Here is a 17,710-nt window from a genome sequence, read left to right as displayed (position 1 = left end):
TGCACGGGTGGCCGGGGCCGGCCGGATCTGCTGATCCGGCCGGCCCTCCCGCCTTCCCCGGCGCCGGATCCACCGCGCACAATCGGCCACACCGCACAGCACAGCACGACCGAAAGGAACACCCATGGCACGGATGCCCTCGGCCGAGCGGCGCAGACAGCTGACCGAGGCCGCGATCCGCGCCATGACCCGCGACGGCGTCGCCGCGACGACGACCAGGTCGATCTGCGCCGAGGCGGGGGTGTCGCTGAGCGTCTTCCACTACTGCTTCGACTCCAAGCAGGCCCTGCTCGAATCCGTCATCGCGGCGATCACCGATCACAGCGTCACGCTGGTACGGGAGGCGATCCAGCCGAAGGCCACCCTCCGGGAGACCATCCGGGCGGGCTTCCAGGCGTACTGGGACCATGTGTCCGACCGTCCCGGCGAGCACATGCTCACGTACGAACTCACCCAGTACGCCTTGCGCCGGCCGGGCTTCGAGCACCTGGCGCAACGGCAGTACGAGCGGTACTGCGACACCTACACCGAGCTGATCGAACAGCTCCGCCACCACATGGCCCTCGAACTCCGCGTGCCCGTGATCGTGTTGGCCCGCTATCTGGCCGCCATGACCGACGGCCTGACGCTGAACCACCTCGTCCTCGGCGACGACAGGACCTCGGCGGACATCCTGGACATGATCACCGACCATGTCGCGGGCCTCATCGACGAGAGGCCGGATCCGGCCGAGACGTCCGGCGGGCTCGGCTCCACGAGGGCCGGGTGAGCCGACCGGCTCCCGGCATGTACGGAGGGCGCCGTCCCGTGGATCGCTCCACGGGACGGCGCCCTCCGGCGTGGTGTCAGGCGCGGTCCAGCAGGGTGGTCAGGACCTCGTGGAGGACCGCTTCCGGGTCCGCCACGGCCTGGGCCGAGCGCCAGGCCACGAAGCCGTCGGGGCGCACGAGGACCGCGCCCTCGGGGGTCGTGCCGTGCACCTCGGTCCAGTCGCCGCCGTTCGCGGGGATCAGGTCGGCCTCCGGTCCGGTGCCGATCGCGTACGCGTCCAGGCGCAGGCCCAGTTGTTCCGCGACCGACCGGGCCGCGGCGCGCCACGGCGTGTCCTCGGAGCTGAGCAGGACGAAGGAACGCTCGTACAGGTCCACGCTGGACTTCGGCTCCGGCTCCCCCGGCCCGCAGAGCCACATGTGCGGTGCGCGGCTGCCCGGCTCGCCGCTCAGCCGCATCCGGTCGGGCACGACGGGCTGCTCCGGGTCGGCTCCCAGCACCGCGCCCCGGTTGTAGCGGTAGCCCATCGCCACCGAGAGGACGCCGCCCTGCCGGCCGCCGCCACCGCGCGGCGCGGCGCCCGGCTCCGGGTCGGGTTCGGGTTCGGTCGCGGGCAGGATCTCGGGGTCGGGCTCGTATCCCGGGTGGCTGTGCTCCGCGGAGCGGGCCGAGGCGCGCTCGCTCGTCGCCCGGGCCACCGGAAGCCGCTCGGCCTCGTAGGTCTGCAGCAGCCCCGGCCCGGCCGAACCGCCCAGCACCGCGGCGAGCTTCCAGGCGAGGTTGTGGGCGTCCTGGATGCCGGTGTTGGAGCCGAAGGCCCCGGTGGGAGACATCTCGTGGGCGGCGTCACCGGCCAGGAAGACCCGGCCGACCCCGTACCGCTCGGCGACCCGCTCGGCCGCGTGCCACGGAGCCTTCCCGGTGATCTCGACGTCCAGGTCGGGTGCGCCGACGGCCCGCCGGATGTGCTCGACGCACCGCTCGTCGGTGAAGTCCTCCAGTGTCTCGCCCCGGTCCGGGTGCCAGGGCGCGTGGAAGACCCACCGCTCGCCGTTGTCGACCGGCAGCAGGGCCCCGTCGGCGTCGGGCCTGGTCAGGTAGCACACGATGAAGCGCCGGTCGCCGACCACGTGGGCGAGCATCCGGGACCGGAAGGTGATGCTCACGTTGTGGAACAGGTCGCCGGAGCCGTTCTGACCGATCCGCAGTTGCTCGCGCACCGGACTGCGCGGCCCGTCGGCGGCGACGAGGTAGTCCGCGCGCACCGTGCTGTGCTCCCCGGTGTCCCGGTTCTTCACGATCGCGGTGACCCCGCCCGGGTCCTGGTCGAAGGAGAGGAGTTCGGTGGAGAACCGCAGGTCGGCCCCGAGGGAGGGGGTCACGGACATCAGGACCGGCTCGATGTCGTTCTGGCTGCACAGGCACCAGGACGACGGGCTGAAGCGCGCGAGCGCGCCACCCGGGTCGATCTCCTCGAAAAGCCACTCCTGATCGTCTCCGGTCAGCGAGCCGCCCTGGAGGATGCCGTGGTTGTCCGCCAGGACCGAGGCGGCCTCCCGGATCCGGTGCTCGACGTCGGCGACCCGGAACAGCTCCATCGTCCGAACGTTGATACCGCGTCCGCGTGGGTGCAGCGAGGTACCCGCGTGCTTCTCGACCACCATGTGCCTGATGTCATGCCGGCCGAGGAAGAGCGAGGTGCACAGACCCACCAGCGAGCCGCCCACGATGAGGACCGGGACGTGGTGGTCGACGTTTTCCTTCATGGCTCTTCCATGCCCTGTGCGGGGCAGGTTCCCTCGCCCGTTCACCCGCTTGGTTCTCTCCTCTCGCGCCGCAGGGATTACGGGACAACGATCGGGTTCGGGTGCCGCCGCCCCGTGGCGACCGTGTGGTCTCGAAGGAGTGTGAACGATGACAACCTTGTCGGAACGGATATCCCAGTCCGCCTTCGACGGCTCGAGGCTTCGGGTCGTGCTGCTGCTGGATCTGTACGACGGAGCGCAGAACCAGTTTCTGGAGGTGTACGAACATCTGCGCAAGCAGGTGTCCTCCGTCCCCGGACACATCAGCGACGAGTTGTGCCAGTCGATCGAGAATCCGTCGCAGTGGCTCATCACCAGTGAATGGGAGAGCGCACCGCGGTTCTTGGCCTGGGTCAACAGCGAGGAACACGTCGCCTCGGTGCAGCCGCTCCACGGCTGCGTACGGGACACCCGATCGCTGCGTTTCAGTGTGCTGCGGGAGACCGGCAAGGGGCCGGACCCCGGTCTCGCCTCCCTCACCGTCCCGCTCGGCGCCTTCCCCTCCGCCGCCGCCTCCGCGGGCGCCGCGGACCGGGCCCGGGGGCATCTCCAGGTGGCTCCGCGACGCGGGGACGGCGTGGTCCGCCACGCGCTCACCTTCACCGTCAAGCCGGGCAGCGAGCCCGTGGTGGCGGAGCTGCTGGCCGGGTACACCTCCCCGCAGGCCCAGGTCGACGAGACGACCCGGCTGCGCCGCAGCTCGCTGTTCATGCACGGCAACCGGGTCGTGCGGGCGGTCGAGGTGGAGGGCGACCTCCTCGCGGCACTGCGCCACGTGGCCCGCCAGCCCGAGGTGCAGGCACTGGAGGAGGCCATCAACCCGTACCTGGAGCAGGACCGGGATCTCAGCGACCCCGGATCGGCCCGGATGTTCTTCACCCGGGCGGCGCTCCCGGCGGTGCACCACGTGGCGGCAGGTGGCCGTGAGCCCGCGGACCTCCGGCGGCACGCCCTCTTCTACCCGGCCAAGGACGGGTGCGGCATGGCGCTCGCCCGGCTGCTGGCCGGCCACGACGAGGCGGCCGTGGACGACCCGACGTGCCCCGTCGAGGGCAGCACCGTCTTCCAGCGCGACGACATCGTCGTGCGGCTCCTCGATCTGCGCGGCCCGCTCGACGCGCGGCCCGCGTTGGCCCTCGGCGTCGAGGGCAGCCACAAGGCCGCCGTGCTCGCCCGGCTGCTCGACAGCGCAAAGGACGGCGTCCCCACCACCGACCAGGAGATCTCACGCTTCCTCGCGCGCTCTGAAATGCGCCTGATCACCGACCGGCGCACGCCGGTCCAAGCATGAGGAGTTGTCCGTCATGACCGCTCGACTGACCATGGAAGAACTGGCCGCTCTGATGAAGAAGGGGGCCGGCATCACCGTCGACCCCGCGGCGATGGCGAGCCGCCCCGACTCGGGCTTCGACGAGTGGGGGCTCGACTCCCTGGGACTCCTCGGCATCGTCGGTGAGCTGGAGAACCGGCACAGCCGGCCGCTGCCCGCCGACGCGGACCGCTGCAAGTCGCCGCGCGAGTTCCTCGACCTCGTCAACAACGCCCTGGCGGCCTGAGGCCTGCGCGGCCCGAGCCCACCGGGCGCCGCGGGCCCACCGGACACGTCCCCGAGACCGGCTCCGTGCCGGTCTCGAGGCGTGTGCGGGCCGACGGCCCTGCCGACCGCCCTATACCGGCCGGCATCAACCGGGCACGGTGCACTCGAAGGCGTGCAGGTACGCGTTGACCGGCCGGATCTCGCCGATCACCAGTCCGGCGTCCGCCATGCGGGCGCAGAGGCTGGCCTTGGTGTGCTTCGCGCCGCCGACGTTCAGCAGCAGCAACAGGTCCATGGCCGTGGTGAACTTCATCGACGGGCTGTCGTCGACCAGATTCTCGATGATGACGACCCTGGATCCGGGGCGGGCCGACCCGACGACGTTGCGCAGCGTCCTTCGGGTGCTGTCGTCGTCCCATTCGAGGATGTTCTTGATGATGTACATGTCGGCCTCGACCGGGATGGCCTCTCGGCAGTCCCCGGGAACGATCTCGGCCCGCGCGGCGAGCGCGCCGCCCTCCCGCAGCCGGGGGTCCGCCTTGGCCGCCACGCCCGGCAGGTCGAGCAGGACGCCCCGTAGCGTCGGGTGCTTCTCCAGCAGGCTCGCCAGGACGTGTCCCTGGCCGCCGCCGATGTCCGCGACCACCGAGATCCCGGTGAGGTCGAGCAGCTCCGCGACGTCCAGTGCCGACTGCATGCTGGAGGTGGTCATGGCCCGGTTGAAGACGTGGGCCGACTCGTGCGCGTCCTGGTGCAGGTAGTCGAAGAACCCCTTGCCGTACAGCTCCTGGAAGACGCTGCCGCCGGAGCGGACGGCGTCGTCGAGCCGCGGCCAGGCCTGCCAGGTCCAGGGTTCGGTGCACCACAGGGCGATGTAGCGCAGGCTGTTCGGGTCGTCCTCGCGCAGCAGTCGCGACATCTCGGTGTGGACGAACTGCCCGTCCTCCGTCTCCGCGAAGATCCCGTAGCAGGACAGGGCGCGGAGCAGCCGTTGCAGGGGCAGCGGCTCGGCCTCGACCGCGGTCGCGAGCTCGGCCGCGGTGGCGGGCGATTCCCCGAGGGCGTCGGCCACTCCCAGGCGGGCCGCCGCTCGCACGGCGGCGGCGCAGGCGGCGCCGAAGACGAGCTCCCGCATGCGCATGGCGGGCTGGGGGGTGTGCTGGGGGGCGGGGATCGGGGTGGGGGTGGGACTTACCGTGGTCATGAGGCCTCGATTCTGCTGATCAGGGGAATCACGCGTCAGCACATCCCGGCCGGTACGGAGGATTCGCACCGGTTGTTGAGGAACCGGTTGCCCGATCCGGTGCCCTGGTTGGCCAGGTCCGCCGGCTTGTTGTCCCTCACCTCGTTGTCCTGGATGACGTTGTCGGTGTTCGTCGCGCCCACGAAGCTCTTGAACAGCAGGATTCCGCCCGACAGCGGGGAGGCTCCGACGTTGCCGCGGATGGAGTTCGCCCGGACGACCGTCTCCTCCGCCCCGGTGAGGACGATGCCGACGCCCTGGATGTCGGGGAGGCGGCTGTTGCCCTTGCAGAACTTGTTGTTCTCGTGGATCCGGTTGTTGCGGATGGTCATGTCTCCGGCGCCGGGATCGCCCTCGTCGCCGACGACGAAGATGCCGCCGCAGTTGCCGGTGGCGGTGTTGCCGTAGACCGCCAGGTTCCGGACCCGCCTGACCGTGACGCCGATGCGGTTGCCGGTGAGCGTGTTCCGGCGGACCACGGCGCCGAGGGTGTCGGTGGCACCGCCCTCGCGGTCGACGGTGTTGGCGATGAAGAGGCCCGACTCGGCGTTGTCACGCGCGGTGTTGTCGCGGAAGAGTCCACGGGTGGACCTCTCCTGGGCGATGCCCCACGTGCCGTTCTTCTCGGCGATCACCCGCTGGACGCTGAGCCGGTCGGTGTGGGAGGCCCAGATGCCGTTGCGCTTGAACCCGGAGACGGTCAGCGAGCGGATGTCGACGCCGACGACGGGCTGCTCGGCCGTTCCCATGACGCAGATGCCGGTGTCGGCCTGCGAGCAGGTGAGGGCCCGTCCGTTCGCCGCCGCCCCGGGCGCCGCGGGCGCCACCGGGGCCGCCGCTGCCCCGGACGGGACCGGCGCCCCCGTCGCACCGGGTTCCGGGGGCGCCACCGGCGTGCCCGGGTTGACCGGGGTGACCGGCGTGGTGGCCGTGACCGGCGGCTTGATCACCGTGCGGGCACCGTAGCCCCGCAGGGTCACGCGCTTGGTGATCAGCACGTTCTCGTAGTAGGTGCCGGGCATCACGGTGATGATGTCGCCCGGCCTGGCGAAGTTCACCGCTTCCTGGATCGAGTCGCCCGGGAGCACCCGGCGTCCGGCAGCGGCGGCGGAGGGCGTGAGGACGCCCAGACCGGCGGCCATGACGACTGCGATGCACGTGAGGGACTTGATTTGTCGGTTCGTCACGATACCGAAGTTATGGGCCATGGCGACCTCTCGCCACACCGTGTGAGCGGATGGATACATCCCGTGGGCAAACGGCTGCATTTTGACGTCCGGAGGAGTGGATAGTCGTACTCCGGACGACGGCCGAACGGGGTGACGCCCGATCAGCTCCGGCCCTACGGCGTGTCGCCCGGCCCGGACGGACCCCGCGGGGCCGTCACACCCCGGCGAGGGTCGCGGCGCCGAAGGAGACGTCGAAGCGGTCGCACCAGATGGTGACGCTGGTGAAATCGGCCACCTTCACGTCGGCCGGCACCGGGTAGTTCTGGTCCCCCTTGTTGCCCTTGAGCTTGCCGAGGCTGGCGTACTTGCCGTCGTCGAAGACGCGCCAGCCCGCCACGCCCTCCTTCACCGGAGCGTCGGTCAGCCACACCCGCAGATCCGGGCCGTTGCTGGTGTCGAGGTTCGTCAGCCGCAGCGTGTGGGACCCGTCGGGGAGCCGGATGAGCTCCACCTCGCCGGTGGTGCTGTGCTCGTGGCTGATGAGCGTCCCGCGGGCGACGGTCACCGGGGCGGCGGGGGCGCCGCCCGGTACGGCCGCGGTCGCCCCGGGCCTCGACGGCGCGACGGCGACCGGGAGCGCCTCGCGCACGGTCTCGTCCTGCCACAGCTTCCACGGCTGCAGCCAGTACAGCCCCGCCGCCAGCACCACCGTCACCGCGATCGATACTCCGGCCCACAGCCGTCCGCGTCGCCTTGTCCCTGTCACTGCCGATCCCTCTTCCCACTCGTTCTCTCCTCGGCGATTCAACGCGGTCGCGCCGCCGTGCGCCATGCCTGCTCCGATGACGAAAGTCTTACGTCCGCCGACCGGGCCGTTGCCCACTGCCCGTCGTCCGCCCTGGTGGCAGGGGGTTTCCCGGACGGGCGGGGGTTGGGCAACGGGCAACCCGTCGACCCCGGTGCATGGCCGGGGCAGGCTGAAGCCGTCAGCACGAGCCAAGCACCACAAGGGGAAATCATGCGCAAGATGTTCCGCGGCGCCGCCGCGCTCGCCACCTCCGTCGTCGCCGTTCTCGCGCTCAGCGGTACGGTCGAGGCGAAGCCGGCCGACGCGTGGGCCGGATGCCCGGAGGGGGCGGTCTGCATCTACCCTCAGAACCAGAACCCGGCCGTCAAGCCGACGCACGTCTTCTACGCCTACGGGGCACACAACCTGAGCAACCAGTTCGGGAACCACTGGGTGCTCAACAACCAGTACGGCGGTGCGACCGCAAATCTGTGCAAGGGCTCCGGAGGTCGGGACTGCGGCAGCAACATCGCCGCCAAGACCGGTGTCTACGCCGACCTCACGCCCATCAACTCGGTCCGGCTCAACCCCTAGCGGCACCCCCGTCACGGCAGTGTGCGGAGCCCCCGGCCAGGCAGCTCCGCACGCTCGTGTGCTGGTCATATCGGCCCGAAGAGGCGGCCGGACACCCCATCCCAGCTGTACCCTGGGCGCTGCCCGACCGCTGCCTGGGTGCGCATGGCCATGGGGGATGTCTTGGGGGATCCGGACCACCGGTGGAAGACCGGTCACCAGCACGAGTCCGACGACGCCGCGATGCCTTTTCCCGCTCAGTTGCGACGTCTGCGGGTGCAACGCGGCCTGTCCCTCGCGGACCTCGCACGGCAGACGCACTACAGCAAGGGCTATCTCAGCAAGATCGAGACCGGCTCGAAGCGCGTCACCGTCGACGTCGCGCGGCGCTGCGACGACGTACTGCGGGCGGGCGGTGAACTTCTGCGGATGGTCCGGGAAACGGGTCCGCGCGGCAACGAGGACGGCGGGGACGCACCGGGTGGCGCCGGTGCGCACACCGGGCCGCAGGCGGACGGCGAGTGCCCCTACCGCGGCCTGCCCGCCTTCACCGCACGGGAGGCGCGGTGGTTCTTCGGACGGGAGCGGGCGACGGCCGAGCTGACGGAACGGGTCTTCGAGCGGGTCGGCAACGGGCCGCTGATGCTCCTCGCCCCGTCGGGCGCCGGCAAGTCCTCCCTGCTGAACGCCGGTCTCGTACCGGCGCTGCGGCGCGGCGGCTTCCCGATGCCGGGCTCCGACACCTGGCCGGTGCTGCGGTTCACGCCCACCGCCCATCCGCTGGAGGAGCTGCTGGACTGCACCGCGAAGGTCCTGGGCGGCGATCCGGGGCTCACCGCGGGCGAGGTGCGGGACCGGCCGGACGCGCTGCTCGAGGCCGTCCGGCGGCTCGCGGGCGCTCCCGCGGCGGACGGCCCGGACCGGACGCCCCCGCCGCCTCGTCCGGTACTGCTCGTCGACCAGTTCGAGGAGCTGTTCACCCTCTGCGGCGACGAGGACGAGCGGCGCGCGTTCGTCCGGGTGCTCTGCGCGCTGGCGGGCGCGCGTCCCGAGCCGGACGACGGCGACCCTTACGTCTGCGCCCCGGAGGGTCCCGAGCCGGCTGCCCTCGACCCTGCCGTCGTGGTGCTCGGCGTACGGGCCGACTTCTCCGGGAACTGCCTGGACCTGCCGGAACTGGCGCCGGTCTTCACGGGAGGGCTGTTCGTCCTGCCCCCGATGTCCTTGGCGGAGCTGCGGGAATCGATCACCCGCCCGGCGGAGCTCGCCGGTCTCACCCTCGAACCGGGCCTGTTCCCGCTGCTGCTGCGCGATGTCGGCCTGCGCGACGATCCGCCCGACCTGACCCCCTCCGGAGTGCTGCCGCTGGTCTCCCACGCCCTGCTGGCCACCTGGCGCCAGCGCGAGGGCGCCACCCTGACCGTCGCCGGGTACGAGCGGACCGGCGGCATCCAGGGCGCGATCGCCCGTACCGCCGAGGAGGTGTTCACCCGCCTGTACCCGGCCGAACAGAACACGCTCCGCCGCGTCCTGGTGCGGCTGGTGCACGTGGCCGACGGTACGGGGGCCACCCGGCGCCGGATGAGCCGGACCGCCCTGATGGAACAGCTGGCCGACGCGGGCCCCGCCGCGGCCGCGCTCGACACCTTCGTACGGGCCCGCCTGATCACGATGGACAGCGACAGCGTCGAGATCACCCACGAGGCGCTGCTGCACGCCTGGCCGCGGCTGCGCGGCTGGATCCGCGCCGACCGGGCCGGGCTCCTGATCCACCAGCAACTGGCCCACGCCGCCGCGGAATGGGAGCGCGAGGGCCGCGATCCGTCGGCGCTGCACCGCGGGACCCGACTGGACACCGCGCGGGCCTGGGCCGACGAGCACGACGGCAGGAGCCGGCTCGGCCCCCTGGAGGCCGCCTTCCTGCGGGCGAGCCAGGAGGCGCACGACAGCCGGGAGCGACAGGCCGGGCGCCAGGTGCGGCTGCGGCAGTGGATGCTGGCCACGCTCGTCGTCCTGCTGGTCCTCGCCGTGGGCGCCGGGGGCCTCGCCCACCAGCAGCGCGCAGGCGCCCTCGGCCAGGAGCGCGTCGCACGGTCGCGGGCGCTCGCCCTGCAGTCCGCGGCGCTGGCCGCGGGCCGGCCCGAGGCCTCGATGCTGCTCGCCGGGGAGGCGTACCGGACCTCCGCGACGAGCGAGGCGCGCGGTGCCCTGCTGAGTACCCAGTCCCAGCCGTTCATCGCCCGCCTGGGCGGGCACGGCGGCCCGGTCAACGCGGTGGCCTTCGCGCCGGGCAACGACACGCTGGCGACGGCCGGTTCCGACGGGACGGTGATGCTGCGGCGGATGTCGGACCGCCGGACGACGGCGACCTTCCGGCTGCCCGGCCGGGTGCGTGCGGTGGCCTTCAGTCCCGACGGCAGGATGCTCGCGGCCACGTCGACGGACGGGCCCGCCCGGCTCTGGGACATCGCCGGCGGTGGCGACGGCACACAGCTCCCGGCGAGTACGGCGGGCGCCCGGGCCGTGGCCTTCGCGCCCGACGGGCGGACCCTGGCCGTCGCCGGCGCCGACGGGACGATCGGGGTGTGGGACGCGGCCGGGGACCACGGCGCCCTCGCCTCCCTCACCGGTCATACCGGACGGGTCAACGCCCTGGCGTACGCGGCCGACGGCCGGACGCTGGTGTCCGCCGGCGCCGACCGGACCGTACGGCTGTGGGACCCGGCCCAGGCCCGTCCACCGGCCGTCCTCACCGGGCACACCGACGAGGTGCTGGGCGCGGCCTTCGCCCCGGACGGCCGGACGGTCGCCACCGGCGGCGTCGACCGCACCGTACGGCTGTGGGACGTGGCGGGCCGCCGGACGACCGCCACGCTCACCGGGCACAGCGACGACGTCAACGGTGTCGCCTACACCCCGGACGGGACGACGGTCGTCAGCGCGGGCGGCGACGGCACGACCCGGCTGTGGGACGTGGCCGGGGGCCGGGCGGCGGCGACGCTCGCCGGGCACACCGACTACGTCCTCGGGGTGGCCGTGGACAGCCGCGGCGCGGTGCTGGCCACGGCCGGCTTCGACCAGTCGGTGGTGCTGTGGGACCTGCGGGGCGGGGCGCTGACCTCGCGGCCGTTCACGGAGATCTGGCATGCCGCGTACAGCCCGGACGGCAAGCGGCTGGCGACCGCGGAGGCCGATCACTCGGTACGGCTGTGGGACGTCGCGGGGCGCCGGGTCGTGGCCACGTTCGCGGGGCACAGCGAGACGGTGTTCTCGGTGGCGTTCGCCCCTGACGGGCGGACGCTGGCCTCGGCCGGTTCCGACGGCACCATCCGGCTCTGGGACACGGCGGCCCGGGGCCGGTCGGCGGTCCTCACCGGTCAGGGCGGCACCGTGTTCGCGGTGGCCTTCTCCCCGGACGGGCGGACGCTGGCCTCGGCCGGGTCGGACGGCACCGTACGGCTGTGGGACGTGGCGGGGCGCCGGCCGCTCGCCGTCCTGGCCGGTCACACGGACTTCGCCAACGACGTGGCGTTCAGCCCCGACGGGCGCACCCTGGCGAGCGCCGGGGACGATCTGACGGTCCGTCTGTGGGACGTGGCCGGACGCCGTCCACCGACCGTGCTCACCGGCCACCGGGGTGCGGTGCGCGGTGTGGCCTTCAGTCCGGACGGACGGACGCTGGCGAGCAGCGGCAACGACGGGACGGTACGGCTGTGGGACGCGCGGCGCCACCGCTTCGAGGCGGCGCTGTCCGGGCACACCGGCTCGGCGCGCGGGATCGCCTTCTCCCCCGACGGACGGACGCTCGCGAGCAGCGGCAACGACCGTACGGTCCGGCTGTGGGACGTGGCCGGGCGCCGGACGGTGGCCGCGCTGTCCGGTCACGCGAATGCGGTGTGGGGCGTCGTGTTCGCCCCGGACGGCCGGACGGTGGCCAGCAGCAGTACGGACGGCACCGTGCGGCTGTGGGACCTGGACGTCGGGGCGCGGCTGGCGGCGATCGGCCGGCTGCGGGAGACGGCCGGCTCCGAGGGACAGGACGGGGGTCCGCCCCTCGGGGTCAGGCGTTCGCGATGACGAGCAGGGTGCGGGCGGCGTCCGGGCCCGACAGGCGGCAGCGGTGCAGGACTTCGCCCCGGTGGTGGGCGCTCTGGCCCGCGCGCAGGGTCAGCGGCTCCTCGCCCTCGACCTCCAGGACGATCTCGCCCTCCAGGACGTAGAGGAAGTCCTCGCCGGGGTGCTCGAACCAGCCGCGCTCGCCCCGGCCGGGCTCGAAGTGGTGCTCGTAGGCCTCCATCAGGGTGCTGCGCCCGCCGGGGATGAGCACCTGGGCGACCTGCCCCGCGGTCTCGTCGACCCGGATCACCTGGGGGTCGCTCTCGTGGGTGACGGCGCCGGGCCGGCCGGGCGGCCGCAGGAAGGTGCCCGGGGTGACGTCCAGGGCCTCGGCGATGCGGTAGATCGAGCTGAGGCTGGGCGTGGCGAGTCCGCGTTCCAGCTGGCTGAGGAAGGGCTGGGAGAGGCCCGATCGGGTGGCGAGTACGGCCATGGAGACGCCGCGCTGTTTGCGGCAGCCGCGGATCACCCGTCCGACCTCGATCGCTTCGGGCGTGGGTTCGGGGCGAGACACGCAGGTGAACGTACCTCATCACGCAGGGGGCGCCGGGGGGCCTCGGCAGGTTTCGTACTGCCGCAACACTCTCTTAATAAGCGTGGTCAATTATTGACCTCACTTATCAACGTGTCCGGAACCAACCCCGGAACGAACTCCGGAACCAACCCCGCAACGAGCGAGGAGCCGCCCCGTGCACGCCACCCCCTCACCCCCCGGCCGGGGCCTCGCCGGGCTCGGCCCGGCCCTGGGCGCGGCCGGCGTCGTTCTCGCCCTCTGGTACCTGCTGGCCCACTCCGGCAGCGTGGCCCCGGGACTGCTGCCCACGCCCGGCCGGACCGCGGCCGCCCTGGCGGACAGCGCCCGCAGCGGCACCCTGGCCGCCGACCTCGGCGCCAGCCTGACCCGGGCCGGACAGGGCTTCGCACTGGGCGCAGTCATCGGCAGCGCGCTGGGCTTCACCACCGGCTACCTGCCGGTGGTGTCCGCCGCCGTCACCCCGGTCGTGTCCTTCCTGCGGCCGATCCCGGCCATCGCGCTGGTCCCGCTCGCCACCGCCTGGTTCGGTATCGGCGAGAGCGCCAAACGGCTGCTCATCGCCTACGCGGTGCTGCTCGCGGTCTGGCTGTACGTCCACGACGGGGTCTCCCGGGTGCCGGTCTCCCATCTGCGGGCGGCCCGGTCGCTGGGAGCCCCGCTGCGCCGGAGGTTCACCGAGGTGCTGCTGCCCGCCGCCGCTCCCGCCCTGCTCGCGGCGCTGCGCTACGGGGCCTCGGTGGCGCTGCTCGCGCTGGTCGCGGCCGAACTGGGCGGCGCGGACAGCGGGTTGGCGTACCGGCTCCAGGTGGACGGCCAGTTCCTGCGGGTGGACCGGATGTTCGCGGGGCTGCTCGTGCTCGGGCTGCTCGGGGTGAGCGTCGACCTGGTCCTGGCCGCCGTGGGCCGCCGGTTCGTGCACTGGAGCGCGTCATGAGCCTGGAGGTACGGCTGGAGGGACTGTCGGCGGGGTACGGGAGCGCCGCCCCGGTGCTGGAGCGCACCGATCTGGAATTCCCGGCGGGCTCCTTCACGGCGCTGCTCGGGCCCAGCGGGTGCGGCAAGTCCACCGTCCTGAACCTGGTGGCGGGATTCGTCCGGCCCACCGCGGGGCGGGTGACGGCGGGATCCGAGCCGGTGCGCGGGCCGGGCCCGGAGCGGGGCGTCGTCTTCCAGCACTATGCGCTGTTCCCGTGGCGCACGGCCCGCGGCAACGTCGAGTTCGCCCTCAAGCGGCTCGGTCTGCCGCGTGCGGAGCGCCGCGGGCGCGCCCTCGCGGCGCTGGCCGAGGTGGGGCTCGCGGAGGGCGCGCAGAAGTACCCGGCCCAGCTCTCGGGCGGGATGCAGCAGCGGGTGGCGCTGGCGCGGGCGCTGGCCGCCGAACCCGAAGTGCTGTTGATGGACGAGCCGTTCGGGGCGCTGGACGCACTGACCCGGACCCGGATGCAGAGCCTGTTGCGGGAGCTGTGGCAGCGCCGCGGCACCACCGTCCTGTTCGTCACGCACGACATCGACGAGGCGCTGGCGCTGGCCGGGCGCGTGATCGTCCTCGGCGGGAGTCCCGGACGGGTGCTCGCCGACCACGCGCTGCCCGCCGGACCGCCCGATCCCGACCTGCGGGCCCTGATCGCCCGCCACCTCGGTTCCGAATGAACCGGGCCCACGGCCACACCCCACGACCACATGCCACGCCCACACCCCTGTCCGGGAAAGGACCCTTCACCATGCTCAGACCCCGCGCGGTGGCCGCCGTACTGCTCGCCGCCCTGCTCTCCCCGCTCGCCACTGCCTGCGCCGGCGCCCCGTCCGGTACGGCCTCCGGCGGCCGCCCGGCCGTCACCCTCGCCACGAGCGACCACCTCGGCGGCGCCCCCGTCCACGTGGCCGAGGAGGGCGACCTCTGGTCCGCCGAGGGCATCCGGGCCACCGTCACGTCCCGGCCCACGGGCCGGGACGCCCTGAACGCCGTACTGGGCGGCCAGGCCCAGCTCGGTGTCGTCGGCGATCTGCCCGCCGTGACGGCCGCGCTGGGCGGACGCGAGCTGCGGGTCGTAGCCGATCTGTCCCGCTTCTCCGACTGGCGGCTGCTCACCCGGACCGACCGGCGGATCACCGGCTTCGCCGCACTGAAGGGCCGCAAGGTCGGGGTCCCGCAGGGTACGAACGTGGAGTACGCCCTGTCGCGCATGCTCGCCTCGGTGCAGCTGACGGCGGCGGACGTGACCGTCGTCAACCTCGCCCCGAACCAGGTCACTTCGGCCCTGGCCCGCGGGGACATCGACGCCGGGGTCACCTTCCCCAGCTTCTACGACGCCGCGCGCACCGCCCTCGGCGGCTCCTACGCCGAGCTGCCCTTCACCGGCTACACCGCCAGGACCCTCCTCGTCGCCGGACCCTCCGCGAGCGAGGCGAGCACCACCGCGGTCCTGCGCGCGCTGCTGCGCGCCCAGCGCGAGCTCGGGGCCGACCCGGCCCGCGCCCGCAAGGCCGTACTGACCCAGTCCAAGGGCGCCCTCCAGGCTGCCTACGTCGACACCTACCAGCCGCGCTACACGTACGGCGCCGCCCTCTCCCCCGAACTGCTGGCGCAGTTGGAGGAGGAGGCGGCCTGGGCCAAGGCCGCCCAGAACCTGCCGGGCGCCGCCGACCGCGCCGCGCTGCTGCGGTACCTGGACCCCGGACCCCTGACGGCCGTCGACCCGGCCGCCGTCACCGTCCGCTGAGCCACGCCGACCCCATTGCGCCCCGCCCGCCCCACCACCCCCAGGAGATCCTCATGACCGTCGACCAGAACACCGTGCGCCGCCGCGGCGTCGGCCTGATCGCCCACGACCCCGAGCGCAGCTACGGCGGCCTCACCCTCTACACGCCGATCACCGGCGCCGGTGAGATCCACCTCGTCGACATCGAGGGCCGGCCGGTGCACACCTGGAACTCCCCGCACCCGCCCGGCCGTCAGGCCCAGCTCCTGCCGGGCGGCAACCTCTTCTACGCGGCCAAGGACACCACCGGCCCGACCCTCTTCCCCATCTGGGACGTCTACCACGGCGGCATCTTCCAGGAGCTGGCCCCCGACTCCACGGTGCTCCGCGAGGTCCGGCACCCCTTCCACCACCACGACGCCTCGATCCTGCGCAACGGCAACCTGATCATCGGGGCGGTCGAGCCGCTGGACCCGGCCGACGCCGCCCGGATCCGGGGCGGCATCCCCGGATCCGAGGCGCCGGGCGGGGTGATCTACGGGGACGTGGTGTACGAGCTGACCTGGGACGGGGAGATCGTGTGGCGCTGGGCCGCCATCGAGCACCTGGACCCGGAGGACGTGCCGCTGAACCGGCACTTCGCCCGCAACCACTGGCCGATGGCCAACACCGTCAACGAGAGCGCCGACGGCTCGATCGTGGTGGGTTTCCGCAGTGCGTCCACCACCGTGTCGGTCGACCGCGCCGACGGGTCCGTGCGGTGGCGCATCGGCCCGGACGTACTGGCCCAGCAGCACCACCCGCACGAACTGCCCGGTGGCACCCTGCTGGTCTTCGACAACGGCACCTACCGCGACACCACCTCGGTGCCGTACTCGCGGGTGCTGGAGCTCGACCCGCGCACCGGCAAGGAGGTGTGGTCGTACGAGGACAACCCGCCACAGAACTTCTTCAGCCCGTACATGTCCAGCGCGCAGCGTCTGCCGGGCGGGAACACCTTCGTGGCGGAGGGATCCTTCGGCCGGCTCTTCGAGGTGACTCCGGACGGGGACGTCGTGTGGGAGTTCGTGGTCCCGCAGTTCCGGTCCTTCGGCGAGGGCGTGGGCCTGGAGTCCTCGGCCGGCGCCCAGAACTCGGTCTTCCGTGCCTACCGGTACGCCGCCGAGCAGATCCCCTGGCTCTGACGGACGCGAGTTAACGAAGTCACCGACAGGACTCAGCCATTCTTTGGCCGAAATTCCTTTGCAGAAAATGTTGTTGAGAACCCTCGGATGGCTAGTACGATTTACACCGAACATGTGCCCTTGGCAACCATCGACCCGGACCTCGACCATCCAGTTCTGCCGCCAAAGGCACATGCCGCACTGCTGTTTGTTCACCGACACCGCCAGGTGCACGGCCGAGGTCACAAACCTTGACGGGCGGGATACGGACGGTGCGCGCCACATGCGCGCCCTCCGTCCCCTGCCGGGCAACAACTAGGGGAGTATTTTTCGTGTCTCACATGCGCAAGATCGTCGTTGCAGCCATCGCCGTTTCCCTGACCACGATCTCGATTACGGCCAGCGCTTCGGCCGACCCCTCCAAGGACTCGAAGGCCCAGGTCGCGGCCGCCGAGGCCGGCATCACCGGCACCTGGTACAACCAGCTCGGTTCGACCTTCATCGTGACCGCGGGCGCCGACGGCGCCCTGACCGGAACCTACGAGTCCGCCGTCGGCAACGCCGAGAGCCGCTACGTCCTGACCGGCCGTTACGACAGCACCCCGGCCACCGACGGCAGCGGCACCGCCCTCGGCTGGACGGTGGCCTGGAAGAATAACTTCCGCAACGCCCACTCCGCGACCACGTGGAGCGGCCAGTACGTCGGCGGCGCCGAGGCGAGGATCAACACCCAGTGGCTGCTGACCTCCGGCACCACCGAGGCCAACGCCTGGAAGTCCACGCTGGTCGGCCACGACACCTTCACCAAGGTGAAGCCGTCGGCCGCCTCCATCGACGCGGCGAAGAAGGCCGGCGTCAACAACGGCAACCCGCTCGACGCCGTTCAGCAGTAGTCACGTCCGGGCACCGGCGGGTGCCGGGACGTCGGACCGCACGTGTGCGGGCCGTCCGGAGGCACGCCTTCGGACGGCCCGCCGTCCGCGGCCCCGCCCCGGGCGGCGTCCGCGCGAGACGCGGCTCACACAGGTTCTTCCCCGGCCGGTATTCAGCGCGATCACGAAGGCTTGATACCTTCGAACGGGGGAAGGTGGAATTGACGTGATGTTGGCAATGCCCGTGGACAGCGTGGATCTGTTCGACCAGGGATATGCGCTCGACCCGTATCCGGCGATGGCGGCACTCCGGGAAAACGAACCCGTGAAGTTCGACGAGAACACGGGGCTTTGGCTGATCAGCCGATACGAAGACGTGCGCTCCATTCTGCTCGATCCGGAGAATTTCCTTCCGGACAATGCGATCGACGCGATCGGAC

General features: G+C 72.3%; 15 protein-coding genes. 10 read left to right on the top strand and 5 right to left on the bottom strand.

All coding sequences use genetic code 11. The annotated features are described in order from the left end of the window. The first annotated feature begins 124 nt into the window (after positions 1-124). The gene (locus tag OG373_RS32775; RefSeq protein WP_405442029.1) at positions 125-769 is read left to right on the top strand and encodes a TetR/AcrR family transcriptional regulator; all 645 of its coding nucleotides are present in this window, start codon (positions 125-127) and stop codon (positions 767-769) included. Positions 770-845: 76 nt separating this feature from the next. Here the strand turns inward: OG373_RS32775 and OG373_RS32770 are convergent, their stop codons facing one another. Further along, a complete protein-coding gene (locus tag OG373_RS32770) occupies positions 846-2,537 on the bottom strand; it encodes an FAD-dependent oxidoreductase (RefSeq protein WP_405442028.1) in 1,692 nt (563 codons plus the stop codon). A 148-nt stretch (positions 2,538-2,685) separates the two neighbouring features. Between OG373_RS32770 and OG373_RS32765 the strand changes: the two genes are divergently transcribed. Continuing rightward, positions 2,686-3,867 (top strand): SchA/CurD-like domain-containing protein, encoded by a 1,182-nt coding sequence (locus OG373_RS32765; RefSeq protein WP_405442027.1) that lies wholly within the window; start codon positions 2,686-2,688, stop codon positions 3,865-3,867. 13 nt (positions 3,868-3,880) lie between these two features. Further along, the gene (locus tag OG373_RS32760) at positions 3,881-4,132 is read left to right on the top strand and encodes an acyl carrier protein (RefSeq protein WP_052873145.1); all 252 of its coding nucleotides are present in this window, start codon (positions 3,881-3,883) and stop codon (positions 4,130-4,132) included. Between the two features lie 126 nt (positions 4,133-4,258). Here OG373_RS32760 and OG373_RS32755 read toward each other — a convergent pair whose 3' ends face one another. The 3 genes from OG373_RS32755 to OG373_RS32745 form a co-directional block, all read right to left on the bottom strand. Then, positions 4,259-5,317 carry a methyltransferase gene (locus tag OG373_RS32755; protein ID WP_405442026.1) on the bottom strand — a complete coding sequence of 353 codons (1,059 nt, stop codon included), beginning with the start codon at positions 5,315-5,317 and terminating at the stop codon, positions 4,259-4,261. A gap of 35 nt (positions 5,318-5,352) precedes the next feature. Continuing rightward, on the bottom strand, positions 5,353-6,498 hold the full coding sequence (locus tag OG373_RS32750; protein WP_405444284.1) for a nitrous oxide reductase family maturation protein NosD: 1,146 nt from the start codon (positions 6,496-6,498) through the stop codon (positions 5,353-5,355). A gap of 241 nt (positions 6,499-6,739) precedes the next feature. Beyond that, positions 6,740-7,291 (bottom strand): DM13 domain-containing protein, encoded by a 552-nt coding sequence (locus OG373_RS32745; RefSeq protein WP_397734385.1) that lies wholly within the window; start codon positions 7,289-7,291, stop codon positions 6,740-6,742. A 252-nt stretch (positions 7,292-7,543) separates the two neighbouring features. Here OG373_RS32745 and OG373_RS32740 point away from each other — a divergent pair, with 252 nt between their 5' ends. Both OG373_RS32740 and OG373_RS32735 read left to right on the top strand, forming a co-directional pair. Then, positions 7,544-7,906 carry a hypothetical protein gene (locus tag OG373_RS32740; RefSeq protein WP_397734383.1) on the top strand — a complete coding sequence of 121 codons (363 nt, stop codon included), beginning with the start codon at positions 7,544-7,546 and terminating at the stop codon, positions 7,904-7,906. 150 nt (positions 7,907-8,056) lie between these two features. Beyond that, positions 8,057-11,962, top strand: a complete 3,906-nt coding sequence (locus tag OG373_RS32735) for a helix-turn-helix domain-containing protein (protein ID WP_405442024.1) — start codon at positions 8,057-8,059, stop codon at positions 11,960-11,962. On the opposite strand, the gene OG373_RS32730 is transcribed toward OG373_RS32735, so the two are convergent. Next, positions 11,946-12,515 (bottom strand): helix-turn-helix domain-containing protein, encoded by a 570-nt coding sequence (locus OG373_RS32730; RefSeq protein ID WP_405442023.1) that lies wholly within the window; start codon positions 12,513-12,515, stop codon positions 11,946-11,948. The two genes, OG373_RS32735 and OG373_RS32730, sit on opposite strands and share 17 nt — an antisense overlap. 175 nt (positions 12,516-12,690) lie before the next feature. Here OG373_RS32730 and OG373_RS32725 point away from each other — a divergent pair, with 175 nt between their 5' ends. The 5 genes from OG373_RS32725 to OG373_RS32705 all read left to right on the top strand — a co-directional run bounded on the left by OG373_RS32725 (position 12,691) and on the right by OG373_RS32705 (position 17,291). Next, positions 12,691-13,470: an ABC transporter permease gene (locus tag OG373_RS32725; protein ID WP_405442022.1), complete on the top strand. Its 780-nt coding sequence runs from the start codon at positions 12,691-12,693 to the stop codon at positions 13,468-13,470. Then, positions 13,467-14,186: an ABC transporter ATP-binding protein gene (locus OG373_RS32720; protein ID WP_405442021.1), complete on the top strand. Its 720-nt coding sequence runs from the start codon at positions 13,467-13,469 to the stop codon at positions 14,184-14,186. Before OG373_RS32725 ends, OG373_RS32720 begins: the two co-directional genes overlap by 4 nt. A gap of 71 nt (positions 14,187-14,257) precedes the next feature. Further along, positions 14,258-15,256: an ABC transporter substrate-binding protein gene (locus tag OG373_RS32715; RefSeq protein WP_405442020.1), complete on the top strand. Its 999-nt coding sequence runs from the start codon at positions 14,258-14,260 to the stop codon at positions 15,254-15,256. A 53-nt stretch (positions 15,257-15,309) separates the two neighbouring features. Then, positions 15,310-16,419: an aryl-sulfate sulfotransferase gene (locus OG373_RS32710; protein ID WP_405442019.1), complete on the top strand. Its 1,110-nt coding sequence runs from the start codon at positions 15,310-15,312 to the stop codon at positions 16,417-16,419. A gap of 320 nt (positions 16,420-16,739) precedes the next feature. Then, entirely contained in the window at positions 16,740-17,291 is a 552-nt protein-coding gene (locus OG373_RS32705; protein WP_397734369.1) for a streptavidin, read from the top strand. Positions 17,292-17,710 lie beyond the last annotated feature (419 nt).

It is taken from the genome of Streptomyces avidinii (assembly GCF_045161815.1).
GTDB classification, from domain to species: domain Bacteria; phylum Actinomycetota; class Actinomycetes; order Streptomycetales; family Streptomycetaceae; genus Streptomyces; species Streptomyces avidinii.
This window is presented reverse-complemented; position numbering and strand designations above follow the sequence as displayed.

Coding starts and splice junctions, on each gene's coding strand:
- OG373_RS32775 (WP_405442029.1), top strand. CDS start 125: ATGGCACGGATGCCCTCGGCCGAGCGGCGCAGACAGCTGACCGAGGCC.
- OG373_RS32770 (WP_405442028.1), bottom strand. CDS start 2,537: ATGAAGGAAAACGTCGACCACCACGTCCCGGTCCTCATCGTGGGCGGC.
- OG373_RS32765 (WP_405442027.1), top strand. CDS start 2,686: ATGACAACCTTGTCGGAACGGATATCCCAGTCCGCCTTCGACGGCTCG.
- OG373_RS32760 (WP_052873145.1), top strand. CDS start 3,881: ATGACCGCTCGACTGACCATGGAAGAACTGGCCGCTCTGATGAAGAAG.
- OG373_RS32755 (WP_405442026.1), bottom strand. CDS start 5,317: ATGACCACGGTAAGTCCCACCCCCACCCCGATCCCCGCCCCCCAGCAC.
- OG373_RS32750 (WP_405444284.1), bottom strand. CDS start 6,498: ATGGCCGCCGGTCTGGGCGTCCTCACGCCCTCCGCCGCCGCTGCCGGA.
- OG373_RS32740 (WP_397734383.1), top strand. CDS start 7,544: ATGCGCAAGATGTTCCGCGGCGCCGCCGCGCTCGCCACCTCCGTCGTC.
- OG373_RS32735 (WP_405442024.1), top strand. CDS start 8,057: ATGGGGGATGTCTTGGGGGATCCGGACCACCGGTGGAAGACCGGTCAC.
- OG373_RS32720 (WP_405442021.1), top strand. CDS start 13,467: ATGAGCCTGGAGGTACGGCTGGAGGGACTGTCGGCGGGGTACGGGAGC.
- OG373_RS32715 (WP_405442020.1), top strand. CDS start 14,258: ATGCTCAGACCCCGCGCGGTGGCCGCCGTACTGCTCGCCGCCCTGCTC.
- OG373_RS32710 (WP_405442019.1), top strand. CDS start 15,310: ATGACCGTCGACCAGAACACCGTGCGCCGCCGCGGCGTCGGCCTGATC.
- OG373_RS32705 (WP_397734369.1), top strand. CDS start 16,740: ATGCGCAAGATCGTCGTTGCAGCCATCGCCGTTTCCCTGACCACGATC.